Origin of the sequence: uncultured Anaerotruncus sp., assembly GCF_902490045.1 — a bacterium.
Taxonomy (GTDB): Bacteria; Bacillota; Clostridia; order Oscillospirales; family Ruminococcaceae; genus Anaerotruncus.
In genome coordinates this window covers 1-12,033 of the sequence record NZ_CABUCJ010000074.1, presented here as the reverse complement: position 1 = coordinate 12,033, position 12,033 = coordinate 1, and the positions used below count along the sequence as shown (strand labels likewise).

The following is a 12,033-nucleotide window of genomic DNA, read 5'->3' as shown; positions in this document are numbered from 1 at the left end:
TCCCCGGCCGGCGCGCGGGGACCTCTTCCATCTACCTGGGCGCTGTCCGGTCGTCCCGCCCGCGGCGGGATTTCCCGGCGCCGCTTTGATAGCCGGCGGCCGCAATCAGCACGCCGGAAGCCGCCAGCAGCGCGAAGGCCACGACGGGCAGCGGGCCGCTGCCCGTGTTCGGGATCGTCACCGGGACGGGCAGGTCGTCGATGATCTTGAGGTCGAGCGGCACGAGCAGCCGCACCGAGTCGTCGCCGCTCCCGCCGCCGCCCGACGGACCGATGTAGGGGGCTCCCTCGATCCGCAGGTAGAACTGCGTCGTTGCGCTGAAGCCGCTCTGGGGATTCCTTTCAAAATCCCCGAAGCCGCCGACCGCCGCCTCCTCTTTCGTCCCGTGCACGCCGCTTTCCGCGTGGGAGGGCGCGCCCATCGGCTCCCCGGTATCCGTATCCGCCGCCAGCGCCGCGACCCCCATGCCCAGCGCCAGCACGCATCCCAGCAGCGCCGCGAGAATCCTGTTCATCCGTTTCATCCTCGTCCCTCCCGTGATCATTGTCAGTTCAAAACGGTGATCGTCAGTTTTGCGCCCGCCGACCCGACGTATTCCTCCGTCTCGGGGTCGTAGGCGTTGAAGACCGCCGTTGCGAGGTATTCGCCCTTTCCCAGCTCCACGTCCAGCTTCGTGTTCTGGATGTGGTGGTTCGGCTCGATAAGGCCCGTTTTGTAGATCAGCTCGCCCGTGTCGTCCAGCGTGATCTGCACCTGCATGAGGTAGCGGTTGCCCGGCACGTTTTCAATCTGGAGCGGGCCCTCGGCCCCTCCGTTTTCAAAGATGGGCGCCGTGTTGATCGAAATATTGAACATGCCCTCCTCGACAATCCGGTTGAGCTCCTTCTGGATTTCCTCCTCCGTCTTGCCCTCGAGCTGCCCGGCGAGCGCCGCCGCCTCCCGCGCGAGGCCGGACGGCCCCGCCTTGGGCGTGCGCAGCAGCAGATACGCCAAAATGGCCAGCACGAGCAGCAGCAGGACGCACGCCGCGACAAGCAGCTTTTTGCCGCTGTCCCTTTTCGTCTCCGTCTGCGCTTCCGTCTTTTCTTCGCTCATCGTCTATCCCGCCTTATTTCGGTTCTATTTCAAGGCTTGCGCCGTCTGTTTCAAAATTTGGGGCGCGGATTGCTCCGCGGTCTCGGTGAACATTCGTACAGGGGGCCCGAAGGCCCCGCGCGGGGGAATCCCCCGCGCGGAGGAAATCAGAATAATCAGACCGTCTCGTTCGGGGCAATTTTGACTGTATAGGTTACGGTCACAACCTGCACGTCTTCAGTCGCCGTATTCACGCCGGGAGCAATGTATGCTTTCAGCGGGAGATCCATATCGACCGGGGTGGTCGTCCCAGACGAGGCGATCTTCCAGTCAGAAGGAGTATACTCGGTCGTACCATTTACCATAGGAACATCGTTGATCTTCAACGCCAGCTGTTTCGCAACAGTCAGGTTGTTGCTGGAAGGCTTGTAGCCGGTCGCCACGACTTCATCCTTAAACTCACCGAAGCTCCAGCCCGCTGCCGGTGCAACATCCATTTTTGTGACTTGAATAGCAACCGAGCTGCGGTTTGCAATCATATAGTTATTCGCTCCCGGGGTGACGACCTTACCGTCGCCGCCGTATGCATACATGCAGACCCACAGCGGGACTTCGACGCTGATGCTTGTGTCTCCGGAAATCGCATTGCCATCAATGTTCAGATAGAATTTTGAGTCCGCACCATAAGCGCCTTCGCCTTTATCCGTAAACTTGTTTTCTCCCGCTGAAGCGACTCCCGCAGTATCCGCGGTGCCATGCGTGCTATCTTCGGCATGCGGTCCATTAGTTCCCGCCGCGAAAGCGACGACGCCCATGGACATGACGACTGTGATTGCCAAAAGAACCGCTAACAGTTTTTTCATTGTTTTGACCTCCTAAGATGTTTTGTATTGGGATCGTTTGGAAACCTTATGGAAAGTGATTCTCTCACATACCCCCTCCTTCGGTTGTGCGGCCGCGCTCAGTTTTCTACCTCAAGAACCAGCTTCGCGCCCGCCTGCCCGGCGATCGAATGTTCGTCGTCCGGCATGTGCGCGGTAAAAATTGCGGTCGCGTTATAGACACCCGCCGGCAGGTCCTCGGACAGCCTGATATACTGGATGTACTGTCCGGGCTTGACGCCTTTGGATTGGTAGACTGTTTCGCCCGTGCTGTCGAGCGTGATCTGAACCGTCATGTTGTAGTGGTTGGCGGCGATGTTCTCGATGTTTGCGAGCCCCTCGCCGCGCCCGTCCGGGAATAGGATGTAGGTGTTGATCGCAATGTTGAACATGCCCTCTTCCACGATCCGGTTGAGTTCCGCCTGGATCTCCTCCTCCGTTTTGCCCGGGAGGTGGCCGGTCATCGCCGCCACGTCGAAGAAGGTGTCCTGCTGGCTTTGCCACCAGAACCAGCCTCCCACGGCCGCGGCGATCAGCAGGAGCAAAAGCAGCAGAAGCAGGAGCAGTTTTCCGCGACCCTTTTTCGGGGCCGTGCTTTCCGTTTCACACATCGCTTATCACCCCCCGTTCGCGGCCGAGCCGCTGACGCCCACCGTGTAGGTCACGGTGGCGAGCAGGGTTTCCCCTTCTCCCGCCACGCCGCCGGCCGGGATGTAACATTCGACGGGTATCGAACGGGCCGTCCCCGCCCCGATGGGCTGGAAGAGCGGGCCGGTTGAGGCGTCACCCGCCGACATTGACCAATCCGCACCGTTCACGCCCGAAGAAATCCAGTGGGTATCCAGACGGAGCGCCGCCTGCCCTTCGACGAGGGTGTTTTTGGAGATGTCGTACTTCCCGTTCGTGACGAACCCGCCATCCGGAGCCTGTACGAGATGCCAGCCGTCCGCCGGGTGCACCGACATTTCGGTGACCGCCACCGGGAAGGAGGAGTTGTTTTTGATGGTGTAGCTTCCCTCCTCCGGTGTGACGACCTTGCCGTCGCCGCCGTAGCCGTACATGCACACCCACAGCGGTACCGTCGCGTCGATTCGCGCGGGGTTGGTGTGGAGCTTGATTTCTGCGGTGTCAGCCGCGTACTCTACCGCTCCTCTCCGGAGGGTGACCTGCATGGTCATGCGGCCGTCCTTCTCCTCGCTGATCGCGTTCGCGTTGTAGAGGCTGTAGGGCACCGTCGCATTAACGGAGAACGCACGCGTGGTTCCAACGGGGGTTTCCACTCCGTCAGTTGTGCGCGTAATCGCAAACTTCTTCATCGCGTCGTCGCTGCCCCAGACCGTCCGAGCGTTGACGACCGCATCCTTCTCCACGAGCTGCGGCGCGAAGGACGCGTCGTCGCCCGTTAAGGCGTAGTCATCGATTTGCAGGTTGGTTTGGTCTGCGGGGTCATAGTCCGTTACCAACGGCTGAAAGGCTTTCACCTCCAGCGTGGCGATGTCGTTGGGGCCGGTCTCGTCCACGCCGAGCGTCGACGTCTCCATCGCCGTCTGGTTTCCGCTGTACGCGACCCGCCAGAGGGAGACGGTGAAGTCCTTGCTTTTCACGGTGGTGCCGTTGCTGTCGGTTGCCTTGAGATAATAGCTGCCACCAGCGTCCCACTCGGGCGTGAAGGTTACGGATACATAAGACTTGCCCTCGGTGGGCGAATTGACCACGCCTTTGAACTGCGCCTCTACCTTGGTTTCGCCGCAATAGAGCTCACAGCTTTCCACCTGGGGGGAAGACACCTCCGCCATGATGGTCGCCTGGACGCCCGCCTGTTTCAGGAAGTCCTGCTCCGGGCCTACAAACTGGAAGGCGGAGCCCAGCTCCAGGGTATTTGCTTCCGTGGGGGATTTCACCAGGGCGTATTCGATGTCGTCCGCGAGCGGGAATTTCACGGCCTCCGCCGCGACGTCCTCCACGACCCCGTCCATGTAGACGACCACGTCGCGGCCGGGGCCGTAGGCATCGTCCGTATCCGCGCGATCCATGTCCACCGGAATCTCGATGGAATCCGGAAGCGCCCCTTCCACGTTGATGACTTTGCCCTTCAGCAGGTAGACGTACTGGTCGGCGCCGAAGGAGGTCGCCCTGCCGCGCAGGCGCAGCGTACCATTCTGGTAGATTCCGTTGACGCCATCTTCGCACGTGTTGCCCGACAACGTCAGGTTTTCCGCCGTCAATACGCCGCCGTTGTTAACGATACCGCCCGCATACTGTAAAGCCTTGTTGCCCGTGATGACGCAGTTTTTCAGCGAGGCGTTCCCGCTCCTGAGCACGAAGCCCATGCCCACGTTATCCCGGATGCTCCCGCCGGTGATCTCCACCTGCGCGCCGAACGAATAGATGCCGCCGACCATATCTTGATCTTGCTCCGTACTTCCCTCGTTTCCGGAGATCTCCCCGTCTGTCATTCTCAGAGAAGCTCCTATGCCCACGAAGATTGCGCCCGAGCCTGTAGCCCCCTTGTTTCCGGTGATCTTGCCGCCGTTGATTTCGATCTCGATCGGCCCGTTTGCGTCCGCCAGAGGCGTGGCAATTGCCCCACCGAGAAGTGCTGCAACGTTGTTTTGCAGGACCGTGCCTTCGTTCAGGATCAATTTTCCTTCGTTTACGGTGACAATCGCTTCACCACCGGTACCCGGCGCGGCGATTTTTTCGTCCCCGGTCACGGCGTAGCGGTGACCATCGACGGTGATGTTCTCCAGCGTCAGGCTTCCGCCGCCCTCAACCACAAAGAGGGAGCCGGTATTGCCACCCACTTCGTAGCCGTCCAGGGTCGCATGCGCCGTCGGCTGCGAATACCGCTTGATCGTCACCGGGCCGCCCGCGTCCACGTAGCCCGCGCCAAAGAGCTCCTGCCCGCTCAGCGTGATGTTCTGGTCCTTTCCAATGGTAATTTCTCCCACCACATAGAGGGTTCCGCCCTTTTGCGCGGCCAGCTTCTTATAGGCTTCCGCGAGGGTCTTCACCGCCGCTTCGGGCGTCGTGCCGTCCGCTTCGTCGCTGCCGCTCACGCCGTTGATGTAGACCGCGCCCTTTGTCTGCAGCTCGAGGACGTTCTCGCCCTCCCGCTTGCCGGCGACAAAGCCCGCCGCCACCCGGTCGGACAGCGCGACCTTCGTCGGGTCGACCACAATCGTATCCGGATTCTGCGCGTCATAGGTGACGAGCGTCCTGCCGTCGTAGGCATCCCCCAGGTCGATCTTCAGGGCTCCTACAGGGGCAAACGCGTTAAAGGTTTCGATGTATTTCTCCGTCCCGAGGAAAACCTCTCCCTCGACCGACAGTTCCTCATCCGTGCCCACCGCCGAGGAGATCATCAACTGGCCAGTCTGGTAGACCGCCGAGCCTTCCTCCGCGTGGGTGTTCGCAATCACGGTATCGCTGTAGAGCTGGTATTTCCCGCCCTCCGCGATATACACCGCGCCGCCTTGTCCGTTTGCCGAAGCGTTCCGGTTGTTGCGCAGGATCGTGCCGCTGGTGTTGAAGGCTCCGCCCGACTGCACCGTCACGAGCGGCGCCTCCGCCTCAACCGCGGGCGCGATCAGCGCCTCGCGGCCCTGCGTCACCGCCTCGCTGTGGCCGTCAATCGTCGTGCCCGTGAACTGGAGGGAACCGCCGCTTTCAGCGATGAAAAGCTCCGCCTTGTTGGATGCTTTGCCGTATCCGGTCAGTGTCTTCGTCGGCTTGGAGTAGCGCTTGACGGCCACCGGGCCGCCGGTGAGCGAGATTTTTTCCTCTCTGTCTTCGTAGCTGTCGGCGGCAATCTTAATCGATTCGGTGATCGTCACCGGGTTGACGATATAGATCGTCCCGCCTTCCCTCTGCAGGCTGCTATACGCCGCCCGCAGCGTCGCGAAGGCCGTATCCGGGGTCGTGCCGTCGCCATCCGAAGCCCGGGTGCCGTCCACATAGACGAAGCCCTTTTCGCCCAGCTTGAGCACGCTGTGACTGTCGACCGTGCCGTGCACCAGCCGGTACTGGGCCGCGACCGCCTCCGCCAGCGTAAATTTGGCAAGCTCGGCGGCGCTGCCGGAACCCAGCGTATCCGGATAGACGACCACTTCGCGGTCCATGTAGGGGTCCGCCATGTCCACCGTCAGCGCCCCGGTAAACGCCGTTACGGCGCCGACCGTCTTCCCGGCCGCGAGGTATACGCTCCCCTTGGCGGAAGCGTTCCCCGTGACCTTCATCGTGCCGCCCTGATAGACCGCGTCCCCGAGCGCCGCCTGCGAATTGGAAATTTCGCCGCCGCTGAACAGGAAAGTGCCTCCCTCTTCCACAATGACGGCCCCGCCGTCCCCGGAGGTCTTGTTGTTGCGGAGCGCCGCGCCCGCGTTCATTGTCAGGGTTCCGCCGTTCGCGACGCGCACCAGCGTGCCCGAGGCGGTATAGCTGTCCTCCGCGCTGCGCCTGCCCTCGATCGGGATATTAGTGAGCGTAAGCGAGCCGCCGTCCGCCACGCGGACAAGGTCGCCCGCGAACGCGTCGTAGCTCTTCTGCCCCGCGACTTCAAAGCCGTTATACCGGCGCAGGTACTGCCCGTTTTCAAGGCTCCACGCCGTCGGCTTATCCACCGTCACGGTGCCGGTCACGTAGATCGCGCCCGGCGCTCCGTCCAGCGCGGCCTTTGCCAGCTCGAAGGTCTTGAAGGCTTTCGTCGGGGTCGAGCCGTCGTACCAGTCGCTCGTGCCGCCGTTTTCGCCGTCAAGGAAGACGATCTTGCGCAGCACGATGTCCGGAGAGGCCTTATCGAGCAGCAGGCCCTCGGCGTCCGACTGGAAATACCGCAGGTAGGCGGACGCGTCCGAAACGCCGCTGCCGTTCAGCGGCCTGGCCACCGCGCTGCCGGATTTATACTGCGTGGAGCCGCTGCCCATGTTCATGGTCAGGTGGTACTTCCGGTTCTGGGTGATCGCCGCCGAAACCCGGACGGGCGAACTGGTGGTGTTGAGATAAATGGGGTCGTCGATCACGGCCCGCCCGCCGCGCAGGACAAAATTGCCGCCCGCGACATAGACGCCCGCGCCCTTCTGCGTGCTGGATCCGAGGATGTTTCCGGAAATCTGGCCGCCCGCCGCGGTGACCGTGCCGCCGTCAAGGCAGACGCCCGCGCCGCCGGTCACACCGGCAGACGTCGTCCGGTTGCCGGTGATGCTGCCCGCGTTGATCGTGAGGCTGCCCTTTTCCGCGACCCGGACGCCGCCGCCCGCGCGGGCGGTGTTATCCGAGACGGTGACGCCGTTGAACTTGGCTTCGCTCTCGAGGTCGATGCCGCCGCCGTTTTCCGCCGCCGTATTCCCCGTGATGCTGCCGCCGTCGTAGGTGTATGCGATCTTACCGCTGGGATTTCCGGCAATTCCGCCGCCGCTGCCGCCCGCAGTGTTGCCGGAGATGCTGCCGCCCGACATGGTAAATCCATTGCTGCACGAAATCAGGTAGATCGCGCCGCCGTCCCCGGCCGCCTCGTTGCCGCTGATTTCGCCGCCCTCTATCGTGACGGTGTTGCCCAACAGCCCCAGCATGATGGCGCCGCCGTTCCCAGCCGACGTGTTGCCCGAGATTTTCCCGCTGCGGATGGTGATGTTGCTTTTCCCAGAACTTCCAATGGCGCCGCCGCCATGAAGGGCGGCCGTTCCGAACGCATGGTTGTCTGTGATCGAACCGCCGTCCACAAGAATGGAACCGGCACTCACATAAATGCCGCCACCGATGCTGGCCGCGGTGTTGCCTCTGATCGTGCCGCCGCTGATCGTGCCGCCCGATATTGTGAGGTTGATTCCACCACCGGCGCCGGAGGCCGCCGTGTTATCTGAAATGGTCCCGCCCCGCATGGTAATGCCGCGGATGCTAAAGCCGCCGCCGCTGGTCCCAGCGGTGTTGCGGGAGATTTCCGCGCCCTCGTCCAATTTGACGGTACCGCCGTAGAGGCCGCCGCCTTCCTTGCCCGCCCGGTTTCCGGTGATTTTGCCCCCGGTGATGACACAGGTGGCATAGTTTGTTGAACTTGGCTCGCCAAGGCAAACGCCGCCGCCGTTCCCAGCCGCTTCGTTGTCGCTGATCTCGCCGCCGTTCATCTCGAAAGAGGCGTTCTTCGCCAAGATGCAGACGCCGCCGCCGAGCCCGCTGGCCGGGTCGTTCGCAAGTCCGCTTTCCCCGTGCGTGTTGCCCGAGATGGTCCCGCCGTTCATGATGAACGTCTGGGGGCCTCCCTCAATGATGAAGCCGCCCGTCCGGTTGCCCGTCACGGAGCCGCTGTTCATTGTGATCGTCGTCTCGTTGGCGGGAGCGCACACGCCGGGGCCCTCGTTGTTGCGGATGACCGCGCCGTCGATCGAGCAGGTTCCGCGCCCGACCGCAACGCCGGGGCCCATGCTGTTTTCGATGATCGTTCCCTCGCCCAGCACCAGCTCCCCGGCGCCGCTGACCTGGACCAGGCTCGCTCCGTAGCGGCCCAAAGCGGTTGTCGCCGCGATTTGGACCCCGTTTCCGTTGATAATGATGTCCTCGAGCGTCAGCTTCGCATCCGGACCCACGACCACGCCATTGTTATTCTCCTTGGAGACAAAGACCGGCGCGAAGGTATACACCCCGTCTGCCATCGTGCGGATCTCCGGACGCCACATCTCCCCGCTGTTGTTCGTCATCTCCGGGAGGGACCAGGTCTCATTATTGCGGATCGTTACTGTTCCGCTGATGAGGATGTTGGTTCCCTTGGGGCGGGATTTCAGCAGTTCCTTCGCCTTCTCAAAGGTCCTGACCGCGTCGTCCGGGCTGGTGCCGTCGCGACCGTCGTTACCCGTGCCGCTGAGGTAGACGTAAAGGCCGCCCCGCCCGACAATGTCGGGGCTCTTCCCGGCCAGCGTCAGACCGCCGCCCATCTCGACCTGGGTAAACACGCCCTGTTCCAGATAGTCCGCGGCGTCATAGCCGGTATCGCCCGTGACCACCGTTTTTCCAATGTAGGTATCCGGGACGCGGAGCCGGAATGTTTTATCAGTCCCCAGCGGGCCGGTCAGGTCGATGGGACCTTTCTTCGCTATGGTCTCCTGATTTATGTCGATGAAGATTTCGTCGTCGATCGTGACGCCGGTCCCGCCCAGGTTGAAGAACTGGCCCTCGTGGGCCACGCCCGCGCCGCGCTGCGCGGTGTTCCCGCTGATCGTCACATTTTCTTTGATCTCGAGCATCGAGAGTCCCGGCGCGATGTAGACGCCGCCGCCCGCCGGGGTCTGCCGGCCCTGATTAGAAACTGCTTCGTTGTTCGTGATTGTGACGGAGTCCTTTATCGTGAGATCGCCAGCCTCCACATAGACGCCGCCGCCGAGCGCGCCGTCCTCCAGCCTGCTTTCTTCCGTCAGGATTGCTTCATTCACATGGTTGCCGCTGATCGACGCGGTCCCGCCCATCTCCATGCCGGTTGTGCCGGCAAAATAGACGCCGCCGCCCTTGGTGGCCGTGTTTCCGCTGATGCGCGCGTCTCCGTTTACCGTCATCTTACTGCCGGCGAAATAGACGCCGCCGCCGAGCGCTTCCCCGCGGTTTTCGCTGATGTCGCAGAGGTTCCCGGAGATTTCGCCGCCGCTCATCGTAAACTCGCCGCCGGCGATCCAGACGCCGCCGCCGCGGTGTGTCTCATATTTTTCAGTCTCTTCCAGGGCGGTATAGTTCCCGGAAATTTCGCCGCCCGACATGTTTATCGTGCCTCCGTCGAGGTACACGCCGTTTCTTCCGTTTCCGGTGATTTTCCCGGAATTGATCATGACCCCGCCGTTCGTGGAATCGACGCCCCGGCCCTTGTTTCCGGAGATTTCACCGCCCATCAGATATACTATCCCGCCGTTTGCGGTGACGCCGCTGCCCGCGCTGCCGCGGATAACCGCCCCCTCATTAAGCGTCAGCCAACCGGTCGCTTCGACCGACACGATCGTATCGACAGACGTATTGGCCTCCCCAAAGCGGCCGTCCAGGACGACGTTTTCCAGCGTCAGCCTGCCGCCCGCCACGGTGACAAACCGGTCGATCGGTCGGTCGGCGTTGTCCCAGCGGGTCACTTCGATCACCTTGTCGGGCGAGGCCTGCCAGACTTCGGTGATGCCGTTGCCCACGGTCACCGGGCCGCAGAGAATCACCTTTGCCGGGAGATCGCTGTTGTTATCGAGGATCCCCTTCGCCGCCGCAAAGGTACGGACCGGCGAAGCGGGCGAAAGGCCGGTGCCGTTCGACGCGGCGGTTCCATCCAGATAGACGCCGCCCATCAGCACCAGATTTTTTTGATAGCCCGCCAGCTTGTAGACCGTCCCGCTCAGCGTAAACGCGTCCGCATAGGTTTCCGCCGACGTCAGCGACCCGCCGGGCGCGACGATGACGTTACCCGGGTGGTGGCTGTCGCTCAGTTCGACCGCAAAGGTCTTCTCCGCTCCGGGCGCGCCGGTCAGGATGATTTTTTCCTCCAGGGTTTCCAGCCGGATTTTTCCCGAGAGTTCGGCGGCCGAGCCGTCCAGCGAAAAGGCCGCTTTTGTCGCGCTAATCGAATGGTTGACCGAGACGGCAAATCCATTGTTGTCCGAAGCGGACACCGATCCCCCCGACAGGACGAATTCCCCGAGGGTGCCGACGCCCGTGCGCGTTGCCGAGATCGAGCCGCCCTTCATCTCGAAGCGGCGATTCTCCCCGACCTCCACGCCCCTCAGGACGTTTGAAATGGTTCCGCTCTCCAGCGTAAACTTGCCGAAACTGGCAATCTCCACGCCGATGTCCGTTCCGCTGATGGTGCTATCGCCCCGCAGAACCGCGCTTCCCGAGGAGACATAGATCATCGGAGTTTCCCTATTCGGATCGGAATAGTTGCTTCTCGTGCCTGAGAGCCGGCTTCCGCCGGTGACGGTCAGGCTTCCGCCGGAAACAGAAATATTCCCGCCGCCGCCCGGCGTTCCTCCGTACATGGTAATTTTATCCATCACGAGGCTGCCGGACACTTCGACCAGGCTGCCATAACCGCTTCCATCACGGTAAATGGTCGCACCGGACCAGACCTCGTCCCCTTCCACCGGGACGGTCCCGCAGATGTAGATCGATCCCCTTCCGTTCAGCTCGTTGGCCAAAAGCTCCTTTGCGCGCGCGAAGGTGCGCACCGGGTCGGCCGCTGTGGCTCCGGTATTCGCGTCGTTCCCCGTGCCCGAGAGATAGATCGACCCGCTGTAGACTACGGCCGGGCGCGCCTGGACGACATTCGCCTCGTCCGCGCGGACCACCAGGCTCCACGCGGGAGTCGTATTCTTCAGCGATTCGGTCAGGGCGAGCTTCGCCAGGGCCTCCTGCATGGAGACGCCCTCGGCGGCGCGCACCGCGTCAAACGACGCTTTGAAGCTGTTTTCACCCGCCACGAAGGAGAGCACCAGCGTGTCCTGCGGCATCGCGAGCAGTTCGACCGCCTGCGCCGTATCCGGGTGCTCAAAGAAAATCTGGCCGGCCGGGAGACGCAGCCCGTCCCCGATCTTCAGGGTGCCGCCCGCGAGGCGGATCAGCTCGTCCGTCTGGGCGTTCGTCCCGGCAATCTCGATCTTCGACAGGGTCATCGTAACGCCCTCTCCGAGGGTGAAGATCGCCCCGGAGGGGTGGTTTGTATGCCGCGCCACACGGACGGGCAACTGCGCAAGGCCCTCAAAGACGCCGCTGAAGAGGATGTTCTCCGGCGTCATCTCGGAATTGCGTTTCAGATAATCCGCGCTTTCCGCCGCGGGGTTCATGCAGTAGATCGTACCGTCCGGAGCGACCAGCTCCAGCGCCTGCTCAAACGAGCGCACCGGCGCGTACGCGCTTCCCGGGTTGTTGTCGTCTCCGCCCTGGATGGTGGCCGTGCCGTCGGCGTTGCTCTTCGTCTCGGGATCGGGGTTCCAATAGACTGCAACAAGGCTGTGCAGCTCGATCTCCCCCGCCATCAGGGACATCGTGGTCAGCAGGTTTTCGCCGCGGAAGGCCTTGACCGTATACACTCCGTCCGCGCTCATGGGCACGGCGGCGCTCGCCTCCG

General features: G+C 62.6%; 5 protein-coding genes. All 5 read right to left on the bottom strand.

Annotated elements, in window-relative coordinates; all coding sequences use genetic code 11:
- Window positions 1-31 precede the first annotated feature (31 nt).
- The 5 genes from RDM88_RS08645 to RDM88_RS08625 all read right to left on the bottom strand — a co-directional run bounded on the left by RDM88_RS08645 (window position 32) and on the right by RDM88_RS08625 (window position 12,010).
- A complete protein-coding gene (locus tag RDM88_RS08645; protein WP_308754459.1) occupies window positions 32-523 on the bottom strand; it encodes a hypothetical protein in 492 nt (163 codons plus the stop codon).
- A 23-nt stretch (window positions 524-546) separates the two neighbouring features.
- Window positions 547-1,095 carry a hypothetical protein gene (locus RDM88_RS08640; protein ID WP_308754458.1) on the bottom strand — a complete coding sequence of 183 codons (549 nt, stop codon included), beginning with the start codon at window positions 1,093-1,095 and terminating at the stop codon, window positions 547-549.
- A gap of 155 nt (window positions 1,096-1,250) precedes the next feature.
- Window positions 1,251-1,937, bottom strand: coding sequence for a hypothetical protein (locus tag RDM88_RS08635; RefSeq protein ID WP_308754457.1), 687 nt, complete (start codon window positions 1,935-1,937; stop codon window positions 1,251-1,253).
- A gap of 98 nt (window positions 1,938-2,035) precedes the next feature.
- Window positions 2,036-2,566, bottom strand: a complete 531-nt coding sequence (locus RDM88_RS08630) for a hypothetical protein (RefSeq protein WP_308754456.1) — start codon at window positions 2,564-2,566, stop codon at window positions 2,036-2,038.
- Between the two features lie 6 nt (window positions 2,567-2,572).
- On the bottom strand, window positions 2,573-12,010 hold the full coding sequence (locus RDM88_RS08625) for a hypothetical protein (protein ID WP_308754455.1): 9,438 nt from the start codon (window positions 12,008-12,010) through the stop codon (window positions 2,573-2,575).
- Window positions 12,011-12,033 lie beyond the last annotated feature (23 nt).

Excerpts from the sequence above, each read along its gene's own strand:
- RDM88_RS08645 (WP_308754459.1), bottom strand. The coding sequence starts at position 523 with ATGAAACGGATGAACAGGATTCTCGCGGCGCTGCTGGGATGCGTGCTG.
- RDM88_RS08640 (WP_308754458.1), bottom strand. The coding sequence starts at position 1,095 with ATGAGCGAAGAAAAGACGGAAGCGCAGACGGAGACGAAAAGGGACAGC.
- RDM88_RS08635 (WP_308754457.1), bottom strand. The coding sequence starts at position 1,937 with ATGAAAAAACTGTTAGCGGTTCTTTTGGCAATCACAGTCGTCATGTCC.
- RDM88_RS08630 (WP_308754456.1), bottom strand. The coding sequence starts at position 2,566 with ATGTGTGAAACGGAAAGCACGGCCCCGAAAAAGGGTCGCGGAAAACTG.
- RDM88_RS08625 (WP_308754455.1), bottom strand. The coding sequence starts at position 12,010 with ATGAGCGCGGACGGAGTGTATACGGTCAAGGCCTTCCGCGGCGAAAAC.